The sequence below is a fragment of the Halomonas sp. CKK8 genome, from assembly GCF_029625235.1.
In the GTDB taxonomy this organism is placed as follows: domain Bacteria; phylum Pseudomonadota; class Gammaproteobacteria; order Pseudomonadales; family Halomonadaceae; genus Halomonas; species Halomonas ventosae.
In genome coordinates this window covers 159,478-185,387 of sequence record NZ_CP121193.1, presented here as the reverse complement: position 1 = coordinate 185,387, position 25,910 = coordinate 159,478, and the positions used below count along the sequence as shown (strand labels likewise).

Sequence of the window (25,910 nt, the reverse complement as noted above, 5' to 3'; positions counted from 1 at the left end):
GAGGAGCCCGCCATGTACGTCTATCGCATCATGCTGTTCCTGGTCTTCGGCGGCTACCTGCTCTCGCCGCTGCTGATGAGCGGCTGGGCCAGCCCCGAGGTGGCCTGGTATCGCCCCTTCGTCATCTGGGGGGTGCTGATCGCCCTGACCCTGTGGCTGGAGCAGAAGAGGAAGCTCGATGAACGCTAGCCTCGGCGGCCTGCTGGCCCTCGGCAGCGGCTACCTGCTGCTGCTGTTCCTCGTTGCCCTGGCGGTGGAGCGGCACTGGATTCCCACGCGCATCGCCCGCCACCCGGCGGTCTACACCCTGGCGCTGGGGGTCTACGCCAGCGCCTGGGCGATCTACGGCAGCCTGGAGCTGGCCGGCAATGCCGGCTACGGCTACCTCGCCTACTACCTGGGGGTGGCGGGCGCCTTCCTGCTCGCCCCGGTCCTGCTGGTGCCGATCCAGCGCATGACCCGCACCTACCAGCTGGCCTCACTGGCCGACCTCTTCGCCTTCCGCTTCCGCTCGCGCTGGGTCGGCACCCTGATCACCCTGGTCAGCCTGCTGGCCGTGCTGCCGCTGCTGGCCCTCCAGGTGCAGACCCTGGGCGACACCATCTACCTGATGACCGGCACCGCCTCACCGGCCCTGCTGGCCCTGCTGTTCAGCGCGCTGATCGCGCTGTTCGCCATCCTCTTCGGCGCCCGCCATACCCGGCTCCACGCCCGCCATGACACCCTGCTCGCGGTCATCGCCCTGGAGTCGCTGGTCAAGCTCGTCGCCATGCTGGCCCTGGGCGCCTTCGCACTGTTCGTGGTCTTCGATGGCCCCACGGACCTCCAGGCCTGGCTGGACGGCCCCGGGCGCGCGGCCCAGGCACGGGTCGCCCACCTCGACCCGGCCCAGTGGCGCACCCTGCTGCTGCTGTTCTTCGCGGCGGCCTTCCTGATGCCGCACATGTTCCACATCACCTTCGCCGAGACCCTCTCGCGGCGCACCCTCCTCCAGGCCGCCTGGACGCTGCCGCTGTTCCTGCTGCTGATGGCGCTGCCGGTGCCGCTGATCCTGTGGGCCGCCCAGCGCCTGGGGGTCGATGCCGGCGGGCTCGGCACCGCCTACCTGGCCTATGGGCTCTCCGAGTCGCTGTGGCTCCAGGGGCTGGTGTTCATCGCCGGCCTGGCCGCCACCAGCGGCACCATGGTCATCATCTCCCTGGCGCTGTCGGGGATGATCCTCAACCACCTGGTACTGGTCGCCCACCCCCCGGTGGACCAGCCGGACCTCTATCGCTGGCTGCGCTGGCTGCGTCGCGCCCTGATCGTGGCGGTGATCCTCGGCGGCTGGCTCTTCTACCGCTTGGTGGGGGTGAACCACGACCTCACCACCCTGGGGCTGGCCGCCTTCATCGGCATGGCCCAGTGCCTGCCGGGCATGCTGGCGCTGCTCTACTGGCCGGGCGCCAACCGCAAGGGCATGGTCAGCGGGCTGACGGCGGGCGTGCTGGTGTGGCTCGCGGGCACCTGGGTGCCCCTGCTGAGCGACGTTCCGGCCCTGGTGCTGCTGCCGCCGGGCCTCGAGGCACTGGCCGGCGAGCCGGTCTGGTACGTGGTGACCCTGGTCTCGCTGGCGGCCAACATCCTGACCCTCATCCTGGTCTCGCTGCTCACGCCCACCTCCGCCGGGGAGCGGGCCGCGGCCGAGGCCTGCTCGGTGGATGCGGTGATCCGTCCCAAGCGCCTGCCGCTGGTGGCCGGCAACGGCGAGGAGTTCAAGCACCACCTGGCCCGCGCCCTGGGCGAGGAGGTCGCCGGTCGCGAGGTCGACCGCGCCCTGACCGACCTGGGCCTGTCACCGCTGGATGGCCGCCCCTATGCCCTGCGCCGGCTGCGCGACCGCATCCAGGCCAACCTCTCGGGGCTGATGGGTCCCTCAGTGGCCCAGGACATCGTCGACCGCCACCTGCCCTATCGCCGCGGCGGCCTGGAGCCCAATGACGACATCCACTTCGTCGAGAGCCGCCTGGAGGCCTATCGCACCCGGCTGACCGGCCTCGCCCGGGAGCTCGACGGCCTGCGCCGCTACCACCGCCGCATCCTCACCCGGCTGCCGGTGGGCCTGTGCGCCTTCGGCGTCGACGACGAGCTGCTGATGTGGAACGACGCCCTCGCCGAGCTCTCCGGGATCGATGGCAGCAGCGTGGTCGGTTCGCGCCGCGACGGCCTGCCGCCCCCCTGGGGGGACCTGCTGGGACGCGTGCTCCTCGAGCATCACGACCATCTCTACAAGCAGCCTGTGACGCTTTCCGGCACCACCCGCTACCTGAGCCTGCACAAGGCCGAGCTAGAGGCCGACGAGGAGATGCGCGGCGGTACCGTGGTGCTGGTGGAGGACCACAGCGAGATGAAGTGGCTGGAGGACGAGCTGGTGCATGCCGCCCGGCTGGCCTCCATCGGCCAGCTGGCGGCGGGCGTGGCCCACGAGATCGGCAACCCCGTCACCGGCATCTCCTCGCTGGCCCAGAACCTGCGCTACGACACCGACGACCCGGAGGTGCTGGAGACCGCCAGCCAGATCCAGCAGCTCACCGACCGCATCTCGCGCATCGTCGAGTCGCTGGTGGGCTTTGCCCACGGCGGCCGCCACGTGACCGGCCACCCCTTCGCCCCGGTGTCGCTGGCCACGCTGACCAACGAGGCCCTGCACTTGATCCACCTGGCCCGCTCGGGGGAGGATATCCGCTACCACAACCGCTGCCCGGCGGGCCTCGAGGTCAAGGGCGATGCCCAGCGGCTGCTGCAGGTGATGGTCAACCTGCTCGGCAATGCCCGCGACGCCAGCACCCCGGGCGGCGAGGTGGTCATCGATGCCGCCCCCGAGGGCGAATGGCTTCACGTCACCGTCACCGACCAGGGCCACGGCATCGACGAGCGGGTGCGCGATCACCTGTTCGAGCCCTTCACCACCACCAAGCCCCCCGGCGAAGGCACGGGACTCGGCCTGCCGCTGGTCTACAGCATCATTGCCGAGCACGGCGGCCAGATCGATATCGACTCCCCGCCCCCCGGGCAGGCCAAGGGCACCCGTATCCACCTGTGGCTGCCCCTCAACCCAGAGCATGGTGAACGCACCGATGAGCCGGATCCTGATCGTTGAAGACGAAGCCATCATCCGCAGCGCCCTGAAGCGGCTGCTGGAGCGCCACGACCACCGGGTCAGCGAGGCCGGTTCGGTGGCCGAGGCCCTGGCGCTCGAGCCCCAGGGCTTCGACCTGGTGATCAGCGACCTGCGCCTGCCCGGTGAGCCCGGCACCGAGCTGATTGCCCGCGCCGCCCCGGTGCCGGTGCTGATCATGACCAGCTATGCCAGCATGCGCTCCGCGGTGGAGGCGCTGAAGCTCGGGGCCGTGGACTATGTGGCCAAGCCCTTCGACCACGACGAGCTGCTCGAGACCGTGGCCCGGGTCCTGCACCGCCAGGCCTCGCAGCAGGGCGAGCCGCCCGACATCGCCGAGCCCGGCGGTACCCGGCAGCCGATGATCGGCAACTGCCCCGCCATGCAGGTGGTCTACACGCGCATCCGCAAGGCGGCGCCGGCCGACGTCACCGTGCTGATCCAGGGCGAGTCGGGCACCGGCAAGGAGCTGGTCGCCCGCGCCCTGCACCAGCAGAGCCGCCGCGCCCATGCGCCGCTGGTCTGCGTCAACTGCGCCGCCATCCCCGAGACGCTGATCGAGTCGGAGCTGTTCGGGCACGAGAAGGGCGCCTTCACGGGGGCCAGTGCCGCGCGTACCGGCCTGGTCGAGGCCGCCGATGGCGGCACCCTCTTCCTCGACGAGATCGGCGAGCTCCCGCTCGACGCCCAGGCGCGCCTGCTGCGGGTGCTGCAGGAGGGCGAGATCCGCAAGATCGGCTCGGTGGAGACCCGGCATGTCGACGTACGCCTGATCGCCGCCACCCACCGCGACCTGCAGAGCCTGTCGAAGACCGGCGAGTTCCGCCTCGATCTCTACTATCGCCTCAACGTGATGCAGATCGACCTGCCGGCCCTGCGCGAGCGCGAGGACGACATCCTCGAGATCGCCGACGTCCTGCTCGACAAGGCCTGCCGGCGCCACGAGCGCGACGGACTGCGCCTCTCGCGGGCTGCCCGGCGCACCATCCGCGACTACCCCTGGCCCGGCAACGTGCGCGAGCTGGAGAATGCCCTGGAGCGCGGCGTGATCCTCGCCGAGGGCCACCTCATCCATCCCGATGACCTGGGGCTCGCGCCGGCGACCCCGCTGCCGAGCAAGCCTGCACCACCCGCGCCGGCCCTCGCCGGCCAGGCAGAACCGGAGACCGGCGACGAGGAGGACCTCTCCCTGGAGGACTACTTCCAGCACTTCGTGCTGGAGCACCAGGACCAGATGAGCGAGACCGAACTCGCCCAGAAGCTCGGCATCAGCCGCAAGTGCCTGTGGGAGCGTCGCCAGCGCCTGGGCATCCCCCGCAAGAAGAGCCCACGCCGCAGCACGGGCTGAGGCGGCTGGCCATGCGACCATGGTACAAGGCCTCGCGGCATCGTCCGCGGGCCTGCCTTCCCTCCTTACCGACACCCCTTCCGCACCATTTGTTACCTTCCCACACAGCCCGTGCCCCACAACGGGGCCGATCGGGTAACACTCTCTGCTCTTGCCCGGGCGTGAACTTTTCCTGAAGCCATTAACCATCTGTTTTTTAAAAATTTATTCGCCGATGGCACGCCGCCTGCTACATCTAGGGCAAGAAAAACAAATCCGGATGTCACCCGCTGCCAACAACAACAGGACAGCCAGGCGTGACAGGGCCCGACCCGACAACAACAACAAGACACCCGGGCCCCTACGACTTCGGCGCTTGCCGACAACAAGAACAGCATCGGCACGGCGCGAGGCCTTCGGGCCCCAACAAGAACAAGCTGCTCGAAGCACCGGAGCCATCAGGACGCGACGCACCCGGGTACGGCCGACCAACAATGACAACGGGCCGTCGAGGTGCACTCCCGGCAACAACATCAACAAGCCGGGAGGAGGCATGCTTCCATGCCGTCGTGGTTGGACTATTGTTTTGAATACGAGACGGTCGCCGTCAGGAGCATCAACAAACACAACAACACCGCTTGCCTGAACACTCCTTGGTGACTGTGGTGCGTATTCAGGGCGATGCGCCATCACGAAGAAGAATCAGCAGCAGGGATGCTGCATCCTGCTTACAGGGGAGGCCATTGGCCTCCCCTTTCTGCTTCCTGGCCGCCCTCGGCACCGTGCCGCGCTTTGCAAGGTGTCAGTGGTCGGCTACACTCAACGCTTTCCGCGTCCCGCGAGTCGATATCGCCGCATGATCAAAGGTTTTACCCGCTTTCTGCAGAGTCCGGGCGAGCGCATCAAGTCGCTTTTCGGCCCTCAGGATGCGCCGGCCGGCAGCACCGGGCCGCGCATCATTCCCCGCCAGGAACACCCTGTCTCGCGTCAGCACTTCAGCGACGCCGCCCTCAAGGTGCTCTACCGGCTTCACAATGCCGGCTTCCAGGCCTTCCTGGTGGGCGGGTGTATCCGCGATGCGCTGCTCGGCCACATGCCCAAGGACTTCGATGTCGCCACAGATGCCACCCCGGAGCAGGTCAAGGACCTGTTTCGCAACTCGCGCATCATCGGCCGGCGCTTCCGCATCGTGCATGTCCGCTTCGGGCGCGAGGTGATCGAGGTCACCACCTTCCGCGGCAAGCCCAACGATGACCACGCCGACCATATCTCCCAGCAATCGGACGATGGGCTGCTGCTGCGCGACAATGTCTGGGGCAACATCGAGGAAGACGCCCTGCGCCGCGACTTCACCGTCAATGCCCTCTACTACAACATCGCCGACTTCTCGATCCACGACTTCGCCGATGGCGTAAAGGACATCGAGGCCCGCACCCTGCGGCTGATCGGCGACCCGGCGACCCGCTATCGCGAGGACCCGGTGAGGATGCTCAGGGCGGTGCGCTTCGCCGCCAAGCTCGACTTCCACCTCGACCCGGCCACCGAGGCCCCTATCCACGACGCCGCGCCGCTGCTGCTGCAGATTCCCCCGGCGCGGCTGTTCGACGAAGTGCTCAAGCTGTTCATGGCCGGCCAGGGTGTGGCCACCTTCCATCTGCTGCGCGACTACGGGCTCTTCGCGATGCTCTTCCCCGAGGCCGACGAGGCCATGGAGGAGCTGCCCTGGGCCGAGCGCCTGGTCGAGCTGGCGCTGGAGAGCACCGACCGGCGCATCGCCGAGGACCGCCCGGTGACCCCGGCCTTCCTGTTCGCCGCCCTGCTCTGGGCCCCCGTCCAGCAACGCCAGGCGATCCTCGAGGCCGATGGCATGCCGCCCATCCCCGCACTCCAGGCGGCGTCCCAGCAGGTGGTCTCGCGCCAGCTCCAGCACATCTCGATCCCCAAGCGCTTCAGCCTGCCGATGCGCGACATCTGGGACCTGCAGCAGCGGCTGCCGCTGCGCCGCGGCAAGCGCGTCTTCCAGACCCGCGAGCACCCGCGCTTCCGGGCCGCCTACGATTTCCTGCTGCTGCGCGAAGGCGCCGGCGAGATCACACCCGGCCTGGGCGACTGGTGGACCGCCTTCCAGCAGGCCGACGAGCACGAACAGCGCCGCCTGCTGGGCAAGGTCGGCGCCGACCCGGCGGGCAGCGGCCAGCCACGCAAGCGTCGCCGTCGCCGCCGCAAGCCGCGGGGCCCCGCGAGCGACACATGAGCCCGCCACGGCACGCTGCCTGGATCGGCCTGGGCAGCAACCTCGACGGCCCGCGAGCGCATGTCGAACGCGCCCTTGGCGAGCTCGACCGCCTGCCCCTGACCCGCCGCGTCGCCGCCTCGCGGCTCTATGCCAGCGCGCCGGTGGGGCCCGCCGACCAGCCGGACTACATCAATGCCGTGGCCCAGCTGGAGACGCGGCTCTCGCCGCTCGCCCTGCTCGACCAGTTGCAGGCCCTGGAACAGCGCCACGGCCGCGTACGCGGCCGGCACTGGGGCCCCCGGACCCTGGACCTCGACCTGCTACTCTTCGATGACCAGCGGATCACCCTGCCACGGCTGACCCTGCCCCATCCGGAGATGGCCCGGCGCGCCTTCGTGCTGGTGCCACTGGCCGAGCTGGCCCCGCACCTGGTACTCGACGGTCGCCCCCTGGCAGACCTGGCCGCCGGGCTCGACGCCCGGGACCTGCGGCCGGTGTTACCGCAAAACTCGTTACCCCAGGACTGAAAAACACCCCAGACTGTTACCTATCGACACTTCGGCATGATTCGGGTAACAATCTCGGGTTACACCGAGGCAGGTCCGCCGAAGGCCTCCCACGACCCGACGATGAGAGCACGCCATGAAAACCGTCACCCTGAGCACGCTGCAGGCCTTCAAGCGCGCCGGTGAGCCGTTCAGCTGCCTGACCGCCTATGATGCCTCCTTCGCCCGTGCAGCCGGGGAGGCCGGCATCGAGGTGCTGCTGGTGGGCGACTCCCTGGGCATGGTCCTGCAGGGCCATGCCAGCACCCTGCCGGTGACCCTCGACGAGGTCTGCTACCACACCCGCTGCGTGGCCCGCGGCAAGGGCGCCAGCCTGCTGATGGTCGACCTGCCCTTCATGAGCAACTCGAGTACCGAGCGCCTGCTCCAGGATGCCGGCGCGCTGATGCGCGCCGGGGCCGAGCTGGTCAAGGTCGAGGGCGAGGCCTGGATGGCCGACAGCATCCGCGAGCTGACCCGGCGCGGCGTGCCGGTCTGCGCCCACCTCGGCCTGACCCCCCAGTCGGTCTACCAACTGGGCGGCTACAAGGTGCAGGGGCGTGAGGCCGAGCAGGCGACCCGGATCCTCGAGGATGCCCGCGCGCTGGTCGAGGCCGGCGCCTCGGTGATCCTGCTCGAGTGCGTGCCGGCGAGCCTGGGCCGGGCGGTGAGCGAGGCGCTGGAGGTGCCGGTGATCGGCATCGGCGCCGGCCCCGACACCGACGGCCAGATCCTGGTGATGCACGATGTGCTGGGGGTGACCCACGGGCGCACGCCGCGTTTCGTGAAGAACTTCATGGTCGATGCCGACGACATCCCGGGCGCCTTCCGCCGCTACCACGAGGACGTCAAGGCTCGCCGCTTCCCTGCCCCAGAGCACTGTTTCTAAGCCGCGTTTCGAGGAGCTCGCCGCGATGCGTACCCTGCGAGAGATTCCGCCCCTGCGCGAGGCCCTGGACGAATTCCGTCGCCGCGGCCAGCGCATTGCCCTGGTGCCGACCATGGGCAACCTGCACGACGGCCACCTGGCCCTGGTGGCGGAGGCACGTCGCCGGGGCGACGTGGTGGTGGCGACCATCTTCGTCAACCCGCTGCAGTTCGGGGCCGGCGAGGACCTGGACGCCTACCCACGGACCCTCGCCGAGGACCAGGCGAAGCTCGAGGAGGCCGGCTGCGACCTGCTGTTCGCCCCCGAGACGACGACCCTCTACCCGCGCGGCCTTGCGGCCCAGACCCGGGTCTGCGTCCCCGAGGTGAGCGAGGGGCTCTGCGGTGGCGACCGGCCCGGGCACTTCGACGGTGTCGCCACCGTGGTCACCATGCTCTTCAACCTGGTGCACCCCGATGTGGCCTGCTTCGGCGAGAAGGACTACCAGCAGTTGGCGGTGATCCGCCGCCTGGTCACCGACCTGCACCTCCCCGTGGAGGTCGTCGGCGTGCCCATCGTGCGCGCCGCGGACGGCCTGGCCCTCTCCTCGCGCAACGGCTACCTGGACGCCGAGCAGCGTGCCACCGCCCCGGCGCTCTATCGCACCCTGTGCGCGCTGCGCGACGCCCTGGAGGCCGGCGGCGAGGTCGCGCCGGCCCTGGATGACGGCCTCGCCCGGCTGAGGGAGGTCGGCTTCGCGCCGGACTACCTCGAGCTTCGCGACGCCGACCTGGGGCCGGTGACGACGACCACCCGCGACGCCGTCCTGCTCACCGCGGCGCGCCTGGGCCCGACCCGCCTGATCGATAACCTGAGCCTGACCCTGCCACGCTGAGGGCGTGGCGTCGTCACACAGAGGAACCTAAGCTCCATGCAGACCATCATGCTCAAGGCCAAGCTGCACATGGCCCGCGTCACCCACGCCGTGCTCAACTACGAGGGCTCCTGCGCCATCGATGGCGAACTGCTCGACATGTCCGGTATCCGCGAGAACGAGCAGATCCAGATCTACAACGTCGAGAATGGCCAGCGCTTCACCACCTACGCCATCCGCGCGGAAGAGGGCTCGAGGATCATCTCGGTGAACGGTGCCGCGGCCCACCTGGCGAGTGAAGGACAACGCGTGATCATCTGCAGCTACGCCCACTACAGCGACGCCGAACTGGACAACCACCATCCGGCCCTGGTCTACCTCCAGGAGGGCAATGTCGTCAGCCACACCAGCAACGCCATCCCCGTCCAGCTGGCCTGACGCCCGCCCGCCACGGCACCCTGCGGGGTGCCGCACCTCCCGCTCACCTCTCCCCCCGCCGTCTCCCCGCGCATTCGGCCATGGAAGCATTGCCGCGACGCACAAACGTCCCCTATGCTGGAAGACCCGGCTCTGTCTGAGACGTGTTCGAGCTCAGGTTGTCCTCCAGACACGGCCGCAAGCCCGCTAGTCATTCTTCAGGAGTATCTCCCATGCAAGACGTGGTGATTGTTGCCGCTCGCCGCACCGCCGTCGGCACCTTCGGTGGCTCCCTGGCCGGCATTCCGGCCAGCGACCTGGGTGCCCATGTCATCAAGGACATCCTGTCCTCCACCGGCGTCGCCGGGGACCAGGTCGACGAGGTACTGCTCGGCCAGGTGCTCACTGCCGGCGTCGGCCAGAACCCCGCCCGCCAGGCCTCCATCAAGGCTGGCCTGCCGGATGCCGTGCCGGCCATGACCATCAACAAGGTCTGCGGGTCGGGCCTCAAGGCCCTGCACCTGGGTGCCCAGGCCATCATGCTCGGCGACGCCGAGCTGATCCTCGCCGGCGGCCAGGAGAACATGTCCGCCTCGCCCCACGTGCTGCCCAACTCCCGTACCGGCCAGCGCATGGGCGACTGGAAGGCCATCGACACCATGGTCCACGACGGCCTGTGGGACGCCTTCAACAACTACCACATGGGCATCACCGCCGAGAACCTGGCGGAGAAATACGGGATCACCCGCGAAGAGATGGACGAGTTCGCCGCCGGCTCCCAGCAGAAGGCCGCGGCCGCCATCCGCGAGGGCAAGTTCAAGGGGCAGATCGTCCCGGTGGAGATCCCCCAGCGCAAGGGCGACCCGGTGGTCTTCGACACCGACGAGGGCCCGCGTGACGTGACCGCCGAGAAGCTCGCCGGGATGCGCCCGGCCTTCAAGAAGGACGGCACCGTCACCGCCGGCAACGCCTCCTCCATCAACGATGGCGCCGCCGTGGTGATGCTCTGCTCCGCCGAGAAGGCCAAGGCGCTGGGCCTGGAGCCGCTGGCCCGCATCAAGGCCTACAGCAACGCCGGCGTCGACCCCTCCATCATGGGTATCGGCCCGGCGCCGGCCACCCGCCGCTGCCTCGAGAAGGCCGGCTGGAGCCTGGATGACCTGGACCTGATCGAGGCCAACGAGGCCTTCGCCGCCCAGGCCCTTTCCGTCAACAAGGAGCTCGGCTGGGATGCGTCCAAGATCAACGTCAACGGCGGCGCCATCGCCATCGGCCACCCCATCGGCGCCTCCGGCTGCCGCATCCTGGTGACCCTGGTCCACGAGATGATCGCCCGCGACGCCAAGAAGGGCCTGGCGACGCTGTGCATCGGCGGCGGGCAGGGCGTGGCACTGGCCATCGAGCGCTAAAAGCGCCAAGCAGACAGCATGCCCCGGGATTCGTCCCGGGGCATGTTTTTATCGGCCCCATACAAGAAACCGCCGCCGGGGATAGCCCCGGCGGCGGTTTTCCTTGCGCCTTGGCGCTTGCCGCTCACCAAAGGCGGCTTACAGCTGGGGCTCGGCGGCCTCCTCGGCCTCGAACGCCGCCTTCTCTTCCGGGGTGATCTCCTTGATGGTGAGCTTCACCCGGTTGCGGTTGTCGATGTCGAGCACCTTGACCACGATCTCGTCACCCTCGTTGAGGAAGTCGCGCACGTCGTTGACCCGCTCCGGCACGATCTGCGAGATGTGCACCAGGCCGTCGGTGCCCGGCATGATGTTGACGAAGGCGCCGAAGTCGGCGATGCGCACCACCTTGCCGCGGTAGAGCTTGCCGATCTCGGGCTCGGCGGTGATCGCCAGCACGGTGTCGATGGCCGCCTTGGCCGCCGACTTGTCCTCGGCATAGATGCGCACGGTGCCGTCGTCGTCCAGGTCGATGGAGGCGCCGGTATCCTCGCAGATCTTGCGGATGGTGGCGCCGCCCTTGCCGATGACGTCGCGGATCTTCTCCGGGTCGATCTTGATGGTCGCCATGGAGGGGGCGTTCTCGGAGACCTCGGCACGGCTCTGGGCGATCACCGCGTTCATCTGCTCGAGGATCTGCTGGCGGGCGTCATAGGCCTGCTGCAGGGCCACCTCCATGATCTCCTCGTTGATGCCCTCGATCTTGATGTCCATCTGGAGGGCGGTGACGCCCTCGGCGCTGCCGGCCACCTTGAAGTCCATGTCGCCGAGGTGGTCCTCGTCACCCAGGATGTCGGTGAGCACGGCGAAGCCGTCCTCGTCCTTGACCAGGCCCATGGCGATGCCGGCCACCGGGGCCTTCATCGGTACGCCGGCATCCATCAGCGCCAGCGACGAACCGCACACCGAGGCCATGGAGCTCGAGCCGTTGGACTCGGTGATCTCGGAGACCACACGGATGGTGTAGGGGAACTCCGCCTCGTCGGGCAGCATCGCCTGCACGCCGCGACGCGCCAGGCGACCGTGGCCGATCTCGCGACGCTTGGGCCCGCCCATGAAGCCGGCCTCGCCCACGCTGTAGGGGGGGAAGTTGTAGTGCAGCAGGAAGCGGTCCTTGCGCTCGCCCTCCAGCGACTCGATCAGCTGGGAGTCGCGCAGGGTGCCCAGCGTCGCCACCACGATCGCCTGGGTCTCGCCGCGGGTGAAGATCGCCGAGCCATGGGTCTTGGGCAGGGTGCCGACCTCGATGGAGAGCGGACGCACGGTCTTGTGGTCACGGCCGTCGATGCGCGGCTCGCCCTTGACCACGCGCGAACGCACCACGCGCTTCTCCAGCCCGGCGAAGGCGCCCTTGACCTCATCGGCGTCGTACTTGCCCTCTTCCTCGCCGGCGAACTGCTCCACCGCCTGGTCCTTGAGGGCAGCCAGGGCGTCCTGGCGGGCCATCTTGTCGGTGATGCGATAGGCCTCTCCGACCTTCTGCTCGAAGGCATCGGCCATGGCACCCTTGAGGGCAACGTTTTCGGCGGCCGGTTGCCACTCCCACTTGGGCTTGCCGGCCTCGGCGGTCAGCTCGTTGATGGCCTGGATGGCCACCTGCATCTCCTGGTGGGCGTAGAGCACGGCGCCGAGCATCTCGTCCTCGAGCAGCTCGTTGGCCTCGGACTCGACCATCAGCACCGCCTTCTCGGTCCCGGCGACCACCATGTTGAGCTCGGAGCCGGTCAGCTCCTCGACGGTGGGGTTGAGGAAGTAGCCGTTGTCCTCGGTGAAGCCCACCCGCGCGGCGCCAATCGGGCCGTTGAAGGGCACGCCGGAGATGGCCAGGGCGGCGGAGGTGCCGAGCATCGCGGCGATGTCCGGGTCATGGTTGCGGTCGGTGGAGAGCACCGAGCAGACCACCTGCACCTCGTTCATGAAGCCCTTGGGGAAGAGCGGACGGATCGGGCGGTCGATCAGCCGCGAGGTGAGGGTCTCCTTCTCGGTGGGACGCCCCTCGCGCTTGAAGAAGCCGCCGGGGATCTTGCCGACCGCGTAGGTCTTCTCCTGGTAGAACACCCCCAGCGGGAAGAAGGGCTGGGCAGGGTTGGCCTCCTTCTTGGCCACCACGGTGCACAGCACCACGGTGTCGTCCATGGTGACCATCACGGCACCGGTAGCCTGGCGGGCGATGCGCCCGGTTTCCAGGGTGACGGTGCTGCGACCGTACTGAAACGTTTTCTTGACCGGGTTCACGGCGACTTCCTTCAACTTTTCTGTGTTTGGGTCGTTTTGACTCGGCGACCATTTTAGGGGTTGACGCCCGCGGCGGCCACCGGCTAGTGACATTTCCTGGGTATCGCATCAGCATGCATCGCTCAGGCCTGATCTGGCGGCAAGCCTTCGAGGAGGCGCTGTGAATACTTCCCTGTACGCTACCGACGCCCTGCTTCGCTCTCGCATCCTGCTCCGCTTGCAGGACCGGTGCTGGCCATCCATGGCCAGCCCGTTCGGAGCAGTGCTCCTCACCCCTGGCGCAGGACCTCCTCTTCGGCTTCCCCCCAGCGCCCCTCGCTCTTCAAGAGCCCGTTAACTACTTGAAATCAAATAATTACCAATACAAAACGGGCAGCCCGAAGGCTGCCCGTTTCGTTACCGCGTGGGATGCGTCGCTTAGCGGCGCAGGCCCAGACGCTGGATCAGCGACTGATAGCGCTCGAAATCCTTGCGCTTCAGGTAGTCCAGCAGCTTGCGGCGCTGGTTGACCATGCGGATCAGGCCACGACGGGAGTGGTGATCCTGCTTGTTGGTCTTGAAGTGGTCCTGCAGGCCATCGATGTTGGCGCTCAGCAGGGCCACCTGCACTTCGGGGGAACCGGTGTCGTTCTCGCCACGACCGTACTCGTTGACGATTGCGGACTTCTGCTCGGCTGTCAGTGCCATCTGTCTCTCCAGTAAGCAATATGCCTGAATGATGAGTGTGTGAGACCACGCATATTTGCAGTCTCGGGCGTCTCTCTCCCTTCACTCGGCTGCGCTGCTCAGCAGCCGTTTCGGCGCCACCTCCTGTGGCCCCGCCACCACGCCGAGGCCCAGGAAGGCCCCGTCGCAGTAGAGTCTTGCCGTCTCGTCCCCGGCCAGCTCGCCGGTCTCGACCCGGGCCGCCTGGCCATGGGTCAGCCGGCTGGCTGCCGCGGCATCGACCTCGAGCCGCGGAAGGTGGTCGACCAGCACGTCGACGTGCAGCAGCACCGCCTCGCGCTCGGCCTGGCCGGGCAGGGCCTCCAGCGCGTCGAGGGTCAGCATGCCCTCGCCCGTGAAGGGGCCCGTCTCCAGGCGGCGCAGCGCGCTGATGTGCGCTCCGCAGCCCAGGGCCTGGCCGATGTCCTCGGCCAGGGTACGGATATAGGTCCCCTTGCTGACGCGCACCTCGAGCTCGAAGGCGGTGTCGGCAAGGGAAAGAAGGCGCGCATCATACACCCTCACGCGCCTGGCTGCACGCTCGATCGACTTGCCCTCGCGGGCCAGCTCGTAGAGCTTGCGCCCCTGATGCTTGAGCGCCGAATACATCGGCGGCACCTGGTCGATCTCGCCGCGAAAGCGCTCGAGCACCCCCTCGACGTCGGCCTCGGTCAGCCGGGGCACCGTGCGGCGCTCGACCACCTCGCCCTCGGCATCACCGGTGTCGGTGATCGCGCCGAGCTCCACCCGGGTGCGGTAGACCTTGTCGGCCTCCAGCAGGTGGGCGGAGAACTTGGTCGCCTCGCCGAAGCATACCGGCAGCAGACCGGTGGCCATGGGATCCAGGGTTCCCGTGTGGCCGGCCTTCTGGGCCTGGAACAGGCGCCGCGCACGCTGCAGCGCATGGTTGCTGGACAGGCCCGCGGGCTTGTCCAGCAGCAGCACGCCGTTCACCGGCAACCCGCGACGACGCCGTGCCATCAGTCGCGCTCGTCCCTGTCTGTCGAACGATCGTCGAACGAACCATCGGCCAGGCCGCGGTCGTCATCCGCCGCCTCGTCGTGCTGGGCCTGGTCGCTGGCCACGGCCTCGTCGATCAGCGACGACAGCCGCTGGCCGCGCACCACGCTCTCGTCGTAGTGGAAGCGCAGTTCCGGCACATGGCGCAGCTTGATGCGACGGGCGATCTGGCTGCGCAGGAAACCGGCGGCCCGCTTGAGCACCGCCAGGTTCTCCTTGATGCGCTCCGGGGTCTGCTCGCCCAGCAGGGTCACGTGAACGTCGGCATAGCCGAGGTCACGACTGACCTCGACGCCGCTGACGGTGACCATGCCCAGGCGCGGGTCCTTGACCTCGCGCTGGATGAGCACCGCCAGCTCCTTCTGGAGCTGGTCGGCCACCCGGTCGGTACGCTTGAACTCGCGCATGTACGACTCCTCGAGCCCTTAGAGGGTCCGCTCGACCTTGACCTGATCGAAGACCTCGATCTTGTCGCCGACCTGGACATCGTTGTAGTTCTTCACGCCGATGCCGCACTCCATGCCGTTGCGCACTTCCTGGACGTCGTCCTTGAAGCGGCGCAGGGACTCGAGCTCGCCCTCGTAGATCACCACGTTGTCGCGCAGCACGCGGATCTTCTTGTTACGGAAGACGCTGCCCTCGACCACCATGCAGCCGGCCACGGCGCCGATCTTGGGTGCGCGGAAGACGTCGCGAACCTCGGCCACGCCGACGATCTCTTCCTTCCACTCCGGCGCCAGCATGCCGCTCATGGCCTGCTTGACCTCGTCGATCAGCTGGTAGATGACGCTGTAGTAGCGCAGGTCCAGGCCTTCACGCTCGATGATCTCGCGGGCCGCGGCGTCGGCACGCACGTTGAAGCCGACCACGATGGCGTCACTGGCCAGCGCCAGGTTGGCGTCGGTACCGGTGATGCCGCCCACGCCGGAGGAGACCACGGCCACTTCCACCTCGTCGGTGGAGAGCTCTTCCAGGGCGCCCTTGATCGCCTCCAGGGAACCCTGGACGTCGGCCTTGAGCACGATGTTGAGCTTGGCGGCCACGTCCTGGCCCATCTGGCTGAACATGTTCTCCAGCTTGGCCTTCTGCTGGCGCGCCAGGCGCACCTCGCGGTACTTGCCCTGACGGAAGTTGGCGACCTCGCGGGCCTTCTTCTCGTCGGCCAGCACCATGAAGTCGTCACCCGCCTCGGGGGTGCCGTCCAGGCCCTGGATCTCCACCGGCATGGACGGGCCAACCTCGTCGACCTGCTTGCCCAGCTCGTTGGTCAGGGCGCGCACTCGGCCGTAGTGCAGGCCGGCGAGCACGATGTCGCCCTTCTTCAGGGTACCGTTCTGGACCAGCACCGTGGCCACCGGGCCGCGGCCCTTGTCGAGACGCGACTCGACGACGACGCCCTTGCCGGGCGCCTCGGGGACGGCCTTGAGCTCGAGCACCTCGGAGACCAGCAGGATGGACTCCAGCAGGTCGTCGATGCCCTCGCCGGTGTGGGCGGAGACATACACGAACTGGGTGTCACCGCCCCACTCCTCGGAGATCACGCCGTGCTGGGAGAGCTCGTTCTTGATCCGGTCCAGGTCGATGCCCGGCTTGTCGATCTTGTTGACCGCGACCACCATCGGTACCTCAGCGGCCCGCGAATGCTCGATCGCCTCGATGGTCTGGGGCATGACGCCGTCATCGGCGGCCACCACCAGCACGACCACGTCGGTGGCCTTGGCACCGCGGGCACGCATGGCGGTGAACGCCGCGTGGCCCGGGGTATCCAGGAAGGTCACGCCACCGTGGGCGTCCTCCACGTGATAGGCACCGATATGCTGGGTGATGCCGCCGGCTTCGCCGGTCGCCACCTTGGCCTTGCGGATATAGTCGAGCAGCGAGGTCTTGCCGTGGTCGACGTGACCCATGACCGTGACCACCGGCGAACGGGTGATCTCCTCGCCCTCGTAGGAGATGCCCTCGAGGACCTCGGTCTCCAGCGCATCGTCCTTGACCAGCTTGGGCTTGTGGCCCATCTCCTCGACCACGATGGCCGCGGTGTCCTGGTCAATGGTCTGGTTGATGGTCACCGCCGCGCCCATGGTGAACATGGCCTTGATGACCTCGTTCGCCTTGATCGACATCTTGTCGGCCAGGTCGGCGACGCTGATCGACTCGGGGATGGAGACCTCGCGGACGATCGGCTGGGTCGGCTTCTGGAAGCCGTGCTTGCCGCCACCGCCCTGGCCGGCGCCACCGCGGCGGCCACCACGACGCTCGGCGCGCTTGGCCTTCTTGCCGCCACGGCGACGCTCCTCGCGGTCACCGCGATCGTCGTCGTCGCGCTCGCCACGGCCCTTTTTGCCGGCGCCGGCCTTGGTGGTCGCCTTCTTGACGGCGGCGCGGCGCGGCTCGGGGCGTCCCTCCTTGGGCGGCGCCGGGGGCTCCTCCGCGGGCTGGGAGGTGTCGAGTTCCGGCACCGGAATCTCGGGCTCGGTGGCGGCCTTCTCGGCCTCGAGCTTGGCCGCGGCCTCGCGGGCGGACTCCTCGGCGGCACGCGCCTTGGCTTCCTCGGCCTCGCGGGCATCCTTGGCGGCCTGGGCCTGCTGGGAATCGGCCATGTCGCCCACCAGCTGGCGCGGCCCGGCGTCTTCCGTCGGCTCCGGCTTGGTCTCTTCCTCGGCACGCTTGACGTAGGTGCGCTTCTTGCGCACCTGCACCTCGATGCTCTTGCCGCGCTCGCCGGTCTTGATGCGGCTGCGCGTCTTGCGCGTCAGGGTGATGCGGTTCTTCGCCCCAGCGCCGCTGCCGCCGTGGCTCTTGGTGAGATAGTCGAGCAGCTGACGCTTGTCCTCCTCGGACACGGCATCACTCTCGGACTTCTGACCGAGCCCGGCTTCCTTCATCTGCTCCAGCAGGCGGGGAACGTCGCGCCCCACCTTCGCTGCAAAATCCTTAACGGTCATTTCTGACATTACGACCCTCCTCAGCCCGTGACCCGTTTACTGTTCGTTCTCGAACCATGGCGCACGGGCAGTCATGATCAGTGCCGCGGCGCGCTCCTCGTCGATTCCCTCGATGTCCAGCAGGTCATCGACGGACTGCTCGGCCAGGTCCTCCATGGTGACAATGTCTCGACTGGCCAGGATGAAGGCCAGATGGCGCTCCATACCGTCCATCTCCAGCAGGTCGTCGGCCGGCTGGGCGCCATCGAGTTCCTCCTCGGAGGCGATGGCCAGGTTCAGCAGTTCATCCTTGGCGCGAGCGCGCAGCTCCTCGATGAGCTCCTCGTCGAACTCCTCGATCTCCAGCATCTCCTCGACCGGCACGTAGGCGACCTCCTCCAGGGAGGTGAAACCCTCCTCCACCAGCAGGCGCGCCACGTCCTCGTCGATGTCCAGGTGCTGGATGAAATGCTCGACCAGGCTGTCGATCTCCTGGTCGCGCTTGTCCTCGGCCTCCTCCTCGGTCATGACGTTGAGACGCCATCCGGTGAGCTCGGAGGCCAGACGCACGTTCTGGCCACTGCGGCCGATGGCCTGGGCCAGGTTGTCCTCGGCGACGGCCACGTCCATGGCGTGGGCCTCCTCGTCGACGAGGATCGAGGCGACATCCGCGGGCGCCATGGCGTTGATCACCAGCTGGGCCGGATTGTCGTCCCACAGCACGATGTCCACGCGCTCATTCTGCAGCTCCGAGGAGACCGCCTGCACCCGCGAGCCGCGCATGCCCACGCAGGCCCCCACGGGGTCGATGCGCCGGTCGTTGGTCTTGACCGCGATCTTGGCCCGCGAGCCCGGGTCGCGTGCCGCGCCCTTGATCTCGATGAGCTGCTCGGCGATCTCCGGCACCTCGATGCTGAACAGCTCGATGATCAGCTCCGGACAGGTACGCGACAGGATCAACTGGGCGCCGCGCGCCTCGGGGTCGACCTTGGTGAGCAGCGCGCGGACCCGCTCGTTCATGCGGTAGCGCTCGCCGGGGATCATCTCGCTGCGCGGCAGGAAGGCCTCGGCATTCTCGCCCAGGTCGATGATCAGGCCGTCGCGTGTCGTCTTCTTGACGATGCCGGCGACCAGCTCGCCCTCGCGCTCGGCATACTGGCGTACCACCTCGGCCCGCTCGGCCTCGCGCACCTTCTGCACGATGACCTGCTTGGCGGTCTGGGCGGCGATCCGGCCGAAGGAGGCGTTCTCGATGCGCTCCTCGACCACGTCGCCCAGCCCCAGGGGCGGGTCACGGCGCTCGGCGAAGGAGAGCTTGATCTGGGCATCGGGCCCGTCGAAGTCATCGTCCTCGACCACCTCCCAGCGACGGAACGTCTCGTAGTCGCCGGTCTCGCGGTCGATGTGCACGCGCACGCTGGCTTCCTCGTCCTCGAAGCGCTTGCGCGATGCACTGGCCAGGGCCGCCTCGACGGCCTCGAAGATCACCTCGCGGTTGACCCCCTTCTCGTTGGAGATCGCGTCGACGACCGCCAGAATTTCTTTACTCATGCCTTAGCCTCGCCAGTGAACCTGTCCTTATGCACCGAGCCCATCACGTGAACTGCGGGACGACCCGCGCCTGATCGATGCCCTCGATGGGAAAGCAATACTCCTCGCCGTCGATCTGCAGCAGTACCTCGTCGCTCTCGACCCCGGCCAGCAGCCCCTGGAACTTGCGCCGCCCGTCGAAGGGCAGGCGCAGCTTCACGGCCACCACATGACCGGCGTAGCGCTCGAACTGCTCGAGGGTGAACAGCGGCCGGTCCATGCCCGGCGAGGAGACTTCCAGCCGGTACTCGCCGGGCACCGGGTCCTCGACATCGAGCACCGCACTGACCTGGCGGCTGACGTCGGCGCAATCGTCCACGCTCACCCCGTCCTCATGATCGATATAGATCACCAGACGGGAATGTTTGCCCTGGGACAGATGATCGATGCCCCATAGCTCGAACCCCATGGCGGAGACCACCGGCTCGATCAGCGCATGCAGCGCAGCATCCTTGATTGCCACGGAAGAAAGCTCCTACAGCCGTTGCATCAGGCACCTGGCCGGGAGTGAAGAGAAGAGTCAGGTGGCTGATTGGCGTTGCCCGGAGCAGCGCCGCCGTCTCCGGCCGGCAAGCTGCTAACAAAAAGCCCCTTCACAGGAAGGGGCTTTCACAAGAAACCTGTATACCACTTCGGCTCTCTGGCATGCCCCTCTAACCTCTGCATGCCTGCCAGGAAGATGGTAGCGGGGACCGGATTTGAACCGATGACCTTCGGGTTATGAGCCCGACGAGCTACCAGACTGCTCCACCCCGCATCAATCTAGGCCGGTGATTGTAAGCCCGCATGACGACTTCGTCAAGCGGCAACACCGCATACTGCCAATCCTGCTTCGAAGCTCCGACGACTGCGTCGAGCGCTTCGCATATGGTGCCGAAGGCGGGACTTGAACCCGCACGACCGTAAGGTCACTACCCCCTCAAGATAGCGTGTCTACCAATTCCACCACTTCGGCATCGGGGAGGCTGGATGACGACGTCAGTCGCCGCTTTCCTCCAGCGCTGGCGCCGTATTATCCACATCCCCACCGGCATCGTCAAGGGTCGGGACGGCATTCTGCTGCTCGATCAGCTCGGCATCGGGAATGCCGGCCTCCGGCGCCTCGCCCGCCTGGGAGGCGAAGTAGGCCAGGGTCAGGGACGTGGCGAAGAAGGCCACGGCCAGCAGCCCGGTGAACTTCGCCAGGAAGCTGCCGCTGCCCCGCGAGCCGAACACGGTCTGGGAGGCACCGCCACCGAAGGCGGCACCGGCTTCGGCGCCCTTGCCCTGCTGCAGCAGGATCAGGACGACCAGGGCGATGGCGATCGCCACGTGGGTCATGAGAATGGCAACTTGCATGGATTCAACCTGCTGACTGACAAATGGCTAGGAAATCGTCGACCTTGAGCGAGGCACCGCCCACCAGGCCGCCGTCGATATCGGGCTGGGCGAGCAGCTCGGCGGCATTATCCGCCTTCATGCTGCCGCCGTACAGCAGACGCATGCCGCCGGCCAGGCCAGCGTCGTAGCGCGCCAGGCACCCACGGATGGCCGCATGCACCGCCTGGGCCTGCTCGGGGCTCGCCGTACGGCCGGTGCCGATGGCCCACACGGGCTCATAGGCGACCACCAGGCGGGCGCGCTCGGCCGCATCGAGGGCATTGAACACCGCCTCGACCTGGCCCAGCACCACCGCCTCGGTGCGCTCGGCCTCGCGCTCCTCGAGGGTCTCGCCGACGCACAGCACCGGCGTGAGCGACTCGGCGAGGGCCGCCTTGACCCGTGCCAGCACCGCGGCATCATCCTCGCCGAACAGGGTGCGCCGCTCGGAGTGGCCGACCAGCACCAGCCGGGCGCCGCACTCGCGAAGCATCGCCGCGCTGACCTCGCCGGTGAAGGCCCCCGAGGGATGGTCGCTGAGCGTCTGGGCGCCGACCGTCACGGACGTCTCGCCGAGCGCCCGGCCCGCCGCGTCCAGGAAGGGGAAGGGCACCATCAGCGCCACCTCGACGCTCACGGGCAGGGAGACATCGGCGAAGGCCCGGCCGAACTCCTCGACCAGGGCCAGGGAGCCGTTCATCTTCCAGTTACCGGCGATCAGCGGCATGCGCATGGGGGGGTCCTCTTTCAAGGTGGTGCGAAATGGTATAGGAGGGGCCCGGTCAAGACAACCGGCCCCGGGATACCCGCCTCCGATCAGCCGAGCAGCGACTCGACGTCGTCGGCCAGGCGACGCGCCAGGGCGTCGACGTCCAGGTGGGGACGCCCCTCGACCATCACGCGGATCAGCGGCTCGGTGCCCGAGGCCCGCAGCAGCACGCGCCCCTGGTCACCGAGTTCCGCCTCCAGGCTGCTCACCGCCTGCCTGAGGGAGGCCTGCTCGAGCAGCGCCTTGGCATCGCTGCCCGGCGTCAGGCGCACGTTGACCAGCGCCTGGGGAGCCTTCTGCAGGCCGGCCAGCAGGCGACCCAGCGACTGCTGCTCGCGGACCATGATCGCCAGTACCTGCAGCGCCGAGACGATGCCGTCGCCGGTGGTCTGCACGTGACCGCAGACGATATGGCCGGAGGACTCGCCACCCAGCTGCCAGCCGTGGGTCGACAGCCGCTCCATGACGTAGCGGTCGCCCACCTTGGCGCGCTCGAAGGGGATCTCGAGCTCTTCCATGGCGGCCGCCAGGCCGAAGTTGGACATCAGGGTCCCCACCACGCCACCGCCCAGCTCCCCCCGGGCATGGCGATCCCTGGCGATCAGGTAGAGGATGTCGTCGCCGTCGATCTCGCGGCCGTCGGCATCCACCAGCAGCACCCGGTCGCCGTCGCCGTCGAAGGCCACCCCGAGGTCGGCCCCCTGCTGGATCACCGCCGCCCGCAGCGCGGCGGGGTGAGTCGAGCCCACCTCCTGGTTGATGTTGAGGCCGTCCGGGGTGGCGCCGATCAGACTGACCTCGGCACCCATCTCGCGAAACACGCTGGGGGCGATGTGATAGGTGGCGCCGTGGGCGCAGTCGACCACCATCTTCAGGCCATGCAGGCTGAGCCGGTCGGGAATGGTGGACTTGCAGAACTCGATGTAGCGCCCGGGGGCGTCGTCGACCCGCATCGCCTTGCCCAGGCGATCCGGCGCCACGGTGGTCAGCGGCTCCTCGAGCATGGCCTCGATGCGTGTCTCGACCTCGTCAGCCAGCTTGGTACCGGCGGCGGAGAAGAACTTGATGCCATTATCCTGGAAGGGGTTGTGCGAGGCCGAGATGACGATCCCCGCGTCGGCGCGGAAGGTGCGCGTCAGGTAGGCGATGGCCGGCGTCGGCATCGGCCCCAGCAGCATCACATCGACGCCGGCGGCGGAGAGCCCGGACTCCAGGGCCGACTCGAACATGTAGCCAGAGATCCGCGTGTCCTTGCCGATCATCACCCGGGCACGCCCCTTGTCCCGGGTCAGCACCCGGCCGGTGGCCCAGCCCAGCTTGAGCATGAAGTCCGCGGTAATGGGAGACTCCCCCACGGTGCCGCGGATGCCATCGGTGCCGAAATAGCGTCTAGTCATGCGTCCTGCCTTCCTCGAGTACGGCCCAGGTCATGTTCACCGCGTCCACGTGGGGCCCCACGTCGTGGACGCGCAGGATGCGGGCGCCGCGCTCCACCGCCAGCGCGGAGAGCGCCAGGCCGCCAGAGAGGCGCTCCTCCACCGGCCGCCCCAGCACCTTGCCGATCATGCTCTTGCGCGACATGCCCACCAGCAGCGGCAGCCCGAGCGCCTCCAGGCGATCCATGTGCCTGAGCAGGCGCAGGTTGTGCTCCACCGACTTGGCGAAACCGAAGCCCGGGTCGAGCAGCATGCGCTCGCGTCGCAGGCCGGCCGCCTCGCAGGCCGCCACCCGTTCGCCCAGGAAGGCGGCCACGGCCTCCTCCACCGGCACGTCGTAGCGCGGGTCGTCCTGCATGTCGCCGGGCTCGCCGAGCATGTGCATCAGGCATACCGGCAGCCCGCTGGCAACTGCCGCCGAGAGCGCCCCCTCACGGCGCAGGTTGCGCACGTCGTTGAGCATGCCGGCGCCGGCCTGGGCCGTCGCCTGCATCACCTCGGGGGTACTGGTATCCACCGAGACCAAGGCATCGAACTCGCGCACCAGGGCCTCCACCACCGGCACCACCCGGTCCAGCTCCTGCTGGACCGAGACCGGCTCGGCACCGGGGCGCGTGGACTCGCCGCCCACGTCGATGATCGCGGCCCCCTCGGCCAGCATCCGTTCGGCATGACGCAAGGCGTCATCCGGCACCGCATGGCGGCCGCCGTCGGAGAAGGAGTCGGGGGTGACGTTGAGGATCCCCATGATGCGGGGAAAGGAGAGGTCGAGCCGGTGCCGGCCACACGGCAGATGCGTCGGTGTTCGGGTATCCATCGTCTTCCTGTCGGTCGAACGGCAAAGGCGCCCCGCAGGGCGCCTGTGGTTGCTTGGCGGACGGCCTCAGCTGCCGGCCGGGCCACCCAGCGGGTCGGAGGGCCGACGCCTGGGCGTCTCGTCGTCCTCGGCATCGTCGCTCGACTCCGGGGCGGGCTCGGGGCGCGGCTCGCCGCCCGAGGGCGCCCCGCTGCTCGGGTCATCCCAACCCTCGGGGGGCCGCGGATCCCGCCCGTCCATGATGTCCTTGAGCTGATGGGAGTCGATGGTCTCGTACTTCATCAGCGCCTCGGCCATGGCGTCGAGCTTGTCGCGATTCTCCTCGAGGATCTTCTTGGCCTGGTCGTAGCAGCCGTCGATGATCTTGCGCACCTCCTTGTCCAGCTTGGAGGTGGTCTCGCCGGACTTGAGCTTGCCGCCCTGGCCGGGCCCGCCGAGGAACTGGTGGGACTCGTCCTCGTCGTACATGATCGGTCCCATCTCCTCGGAGAGGCCCCACTTGGCGACCATGTTGTGCGCCAGCTCGGTGGCCCGCTTGATGTCGTTGGAGGCGCCGGTGGTGACACCGTTCGGCCCCAGCGTCATCTCCTCGGCGATGCGGCCGCCGAACAGCGAGCAGATCTGGCTGATGATCTGCTGGCGGGAGAGGCTGTAGCGATCCTCCTCCGGCAGGAACATGGTCACGCCCAGCGCCCGGCCGCGGGGGATGATGGTCACCTTGTAGACCGGGTCGTGCTCCGGCATCACCAGGCCGATGATGGCGTGGCCCGACTCGTGGTAGGCGGTGTTGAGCTTCTCCTTGTCGGTCATGACCATGGACTTGCGCTCGGCGCCCATCATGATCTTGTCCTTGGCCATGTCGAGCTCTTCCATGCTCACCAGGCGCTTGTTGCGCCGTGCGGCGAACAGTGCGGCCTCGTTGACCAGGTTGGCCAGGTCGGCACCGGAGAAGCCGGGCGTGCCGCGCGCGATCAGCGACGGCTTTACGTCGTCGGCCAGCGGCACCTTGCGCAGGTGCACGTTGAGGATGTGCTCGCGGCCGCGGATGTCCGGCAGCGGCACCACCACCTGGCGGTCGAAGCGGCCCGGGCGCAGCAGCGCCGGGTCGAGCACGTCGGGACGGTTGGTGGCGGCGATGACGATGATGCCCTCGTTGGCCTCGAAGCCGTCCATCTCGACCAGCAGTTGGTTGAGGGTCTGCTCGCGCTCGTCGTTGCCGCCGCCCATGCCGGCACCGCGCGAGCGGCCCACGGCGTCGATCTCGTCGATGAAGATGATGCAGGGCGCCTGCTTCTTGGCCTGCTCGAACATGTCACGCACGCGGGAGGCACCCACGCCGACGAACATCTCGACGAAGTCGGAGCCGGAGATCGAGAAGAACGGCACCTTGGCCTCGCCGGCGATGGACTTGGCGAGCAGGGTCTTGCCGGTGCCCGGCGGGCCCACCATCAGCACACCACGCGGAATGGTGCCGCCCAGGCGCTGGAACTTGGTCGGGTCACGCAGGAAGTCGACCAGCTCCTCGACCTCCTCCTTGGCCTCGTCACAGCCGGCGACATCGGAGAAGGTGGTCTTGATCTGGTCCTGGGAGAGCAGCTTGGCCTTGGACTTGCCGAAGCTCATCGGGCCGCCCTTGCCGGCCCCACCGCCCTGCATCTGGCGCATGAAGAACATGAAGATGGCCAGTATCAGCAGGATCGGGAAACTGGCGATCAGCAGGCGCATCCACAGGCTCTGCTGTTCGGGCTCCTTGCCCACCACGGTGACGTTATTGGCGAGCAGGTCATCCATCAGCTTGGGATCCTCCGCCGCCGGGCGGATGGTCCGGAACTGGGAGCCGTCCGCACGCTCACCGGTGACGGTGTAGCCATCGATGGTCACGCTGCGGATCTGCTCGTTCTGCACCTGCTGGACGAACTGGGAGTAGTTCATCGCCTGCGGTGAGCTGTCGACGCTGAAGTTGTTGAACACCGTCAGCAGCACTGCCGCGATGACCAACCACAGAATCAGGTTCTTCGCCATGTCGTTCAAGGGACTACCCTCATTCAAGAATCTGTCGGCCGAAAATGCCTGGTCCTTCGACACTACATGAGCGGCACATGTTCAGCCAGCCTACGGCCGGAGCGGGAAACTGCCGCCACTGTGACACAGTCGCGGCGTCCTGTCCGGCAATCGGCCCGTTA

Annotated in this window: 21 protein-coding genes and 2 tRNA genes; 9 read left to right on the top strand and 14 right to left on the bottom strand. The window is 68.0% G+C overall.

All coding sequences use genetic code 11. The annotated features are described in order from the left end of the window. Window positions 1-12 precede the first annotated feature (12 nt). From P8934_RS00890 to P8934_RS00850, 9 genes are all read left to right on the top strand, one after another. Entirely contained in the window at window positions 13-189 is a 177-nt protein-coding gene (locus tag P8934_RS00890) for a hypothetical protein (RefSeq protein ID WP_166644658.1), read from the top strand. Then, window positions 179-3,139, top strand: coding sequence for an ATP-binding protein (locus P8934_RS00885; RefSeq protein ID WP_278032492.1), 2,961 nt, complete (start codon window positions 179-181; stop codon window positions 3,137-3,139). The genes P8934_RS00890 and P8934_RS00885 overlap by 11 nt, the downstream gene beginning before the upstream one ends. Beyond that, window positions 3,117-4,505, top strand: coding sequence for a sigma-54 dependent transcriptional regulator (locus P8934_RS00880; protein ID WP_278032491.1), 1,389 nt, complete (start codon window positions 3,117-3,119; stop codon window positions 4,503-4,505). Before P8934_RS00885 ends, P8934_RS00880 begins: the two co-directional genes overlap by 23 nt. An 835-nt stretch (window positions 4,506-5,340) precedes the next feature. Further along, window positions 5,341-6,738, top strand: coding sequence for a polynucleotide adenylyltransferase PcnB (gene pcnB / locus P8934_RS00875; RefSeq protein WP_278032490.1), 1,398 nt, complete (start codon window positions 5,341-5,343; stop codon window positions 6,736-6,738). After that, entirely contained in the window at window positions 6,735-7,247 is a 513-nt protein-coding gene (gene folK / locus P8934_RS00870) for a 2-amino-4-hydroxy-6-hydroxymethyldihydropteridine diphosphokinase (protein WP_278032489.1), read from the top strand. Before pcnB ends, folK begins: the two co-directional genes overlap by 4 nt. A 115-nt stretch (window positions 7,248-7,362) precedes the next feature. Next, a complete protein-coding gene (gene panB / locus P8934_RS00865) occupies window positions 7,363-8,154 on the top strand; it encodes a 3-methyl-2-oxobutanoate hydroxymethyltransferase (protein ID WP_278032488.1) in 792 nt (263 codons plus the stop codon). A gap of 25 nt (window positions 8,155-8,179) precedes the next feature. Beyond that, the gene (panC, locus tag P8934_RS00860; RefSeq protein ID WP_278032487.1) at window positions 8,180-9,028 is read left to right on the top strand and encodes a pantoate--beta-alanine ligase; all 849 of its coding nucleotides are present in this window, start codon (window positions 8,180-8,182) and stop codon (window positions 9,026-9,028) included. Window positions 9,029-9,064: 36 nt separating this feature from the next. Next, on the top strand, window positions 9,065-9,445 hold the full coding sequence (panD, locus tag P8934_RS00855) for an aspartate 1-decarboxylase (protein ID WP_278032486.1): 381 nt from the start codon (window positions 9,065-9,067) through the stop codon (window positions 9,443-9,445). Window positions 9,446-9,657: 212 nt separating this feature from the next. Further along, complete coding sequence (locus tag P8934_RS00850) at window positions 9,658-10,833, top strand: acetyl-CoA C-acetyltransferase (protein ID WP_278032485.1); 1,176 nt, start codon at window positions 9,658-9,660, stop codon at window positions 10,831-10,833. Window positions 10,834-10,971: 138 nt separating this feature from the next. Here the strand turns inward: P8934_RS00850 and pnp are convergent, their stop codons facing one another. The 14 genes from pnp to ftsH all read right to left on the bottom strand — a co-directional run bounded on the left by pnp (window position 10,972) and on the right by ftsH (window position 25,758). After that, the gene (gene pnp / locus P8934_RS00845) at window positions 10,972-13,107 is read right to left on the bottom strand and encodes a polyribonucleotide nucleotidyltransferase (RefSeq protein ID WP_278032484.1); all 2,136 of its coding nucleotides are present in this window, start codon (window positions 13,105-13,107) and stop codon (window positions 10,972-10,974) included. A 417-nt stretch (window positions 13,108-13,524) separates the two neighbouring features. Continuing rightward, on the bottom strand, window positions 13,525-13,794 hold the full coding sequence (gene rpsO, locus P8934_RS00840) for a 30S ribosomal protein S15 (protein ID WP_250062010.1): 270 nt from the start codon (window positions 13,792-13,794) through the stop codon (window positions 13,525-13,527). 81 nt (window positions 13,795-13,875) lie between these two features. Continuing rightward, the gene (gene truB / locus P8934_RS00835; RefSeq protein WP_278032483.1) at window positions 13,876-14,793 is read right to left on the bottom strand and encodes a tRNA pseudouridine(55) synthase TruB; all 918 of its coding nucleotides are present in this window, start codon (window positions 14,791-14,793) and stop codon (window positions 13,876-13,878) included. Beyond that, entirely contained in the window at window positions 14,793-15,239 is a 447-nt protein-coding gene (gene rbfA, locus P8934_RS00830) for a 30S ribosome-binding factor RbfA (RefSeq protein WP_278032482.1), read from the bottom strand. The genes truB and rbfA overlap by 1 nt, the downstream gene beginning before the upstream one ends. Before the next feature lie 18 nt (window positions 15,240-15,257). After that, a complete protein-coding gene (gene infB / locus P8934_RS00825) occupies window positions 15,258-17,786 on the bottom strand; it encodes a translation initiation factor IF-2 (RefSeq protein WP_278032481.1) in 2,529 nt (842 codons plus the stop codon). Between the two features lie 27 nt (window positions 17,787-17,813). After that, the gene (nusA, locus tag P8934_RS00820; protein ID WP_133637657.1) at window positions 17,814-19,307 is read right to left on the bottom strand and encodes a transcription termination factor NusA; all 1,494 of its coding nucleotides are present in this window, start codon (window positions 19,305-19,307) and stop codon (window positions 17,814-17,816) included. A 43-nt stretch (window positions 19,308-19,350) separates the two neighbouring features. Beyond that, entirely contained in the window at window positions 19,351-19,809 is a 459-nt protein-coding gene (rimP, locus tag P8934_RS00815) for a ribosome maturation factor RimP (protein WP_106232276.1), read from the bottom strand. 217 nt (window positions 19,810-20,026) lie between these two features. Continuing rightward, a tRNA-Met gene (locus P8934_RS00810) sits at window positions 20,027-20,103 on the bottom strand. A gap of 111 nt (window positions 20,104-20,214) precedes the next feature. Next, a tRNA-Leu gene (locus P8934_RS00805) sits at window positions 20,215-20,301 on the bottom strand. 23 nt (window positions 20,302-20,324) lie between these two features. Then, window positions 20,325-20,684 (bottom strand): preprotein translocase subunit SecG, encoded by a 360-nt coding sequence (gene secG / locus P8934_RS00800; RefSeq protein ID WP_106232277.1) that lies wholly within the window; start codon window positions 20,682-20,684, stop codon window positions 20,325-20,327. A 4-nt stretch (window positions 20,685-20,688) separates the two neighbouring features. Next, window positions 20,689-21,438 (bottom strand): triose-phosphate isomerase, encoded by a 750-nt coding sequence (gene tpiA / locus P8934_RS00795; protein ID WP_278032480.1) that lies wholly within the window; start codon window positions 21,436-21,438, stop codon window positions 20,689-20,691. 83 nt (window positions 21,439-21,521) lie between these two features. Continuing rightward, window positions 21,522-22,871, bottom strand: a complete 1,350-nt coding sequence (gene glmM, locus P8934_RS00790) for a phosphoglucosamine mutase (protein ID WP_278032479.1) — start codon at window positions 22,869-22,871, stop codon at window positions 21,522-21,524. Continuing rightward, window positions 22,864-23,658, bottom strand: a complete 795-nt coding sequence (gene folP, locus P8934_RS00785) for a dihydropteroate synthase (RefSeq protein ID WP_278033978.1) — start codon at window positions 23,656-23,658, stop codon at window positions 22,864-22,866. Before folP ends, glmM begins: the two co-directional genes overlap by 8 nt. A gap of 135 nt (window positions 23,659-23,793) precedes the next feature. Next, window positions 23,794-25,758, bottom strand: coding sequence for an ATP-dependent zinc metalloprotease FtsH (gene ftsH / locus P8934_RS00780; protein WP_278032478.1), 1,965 nt, complete (start codon window positions 25,756-25,758; stop codon window positions 23,794-23,796). Between the last annotated feature and the right edge of the window lie 152 nt (window positions 25,759-25,910).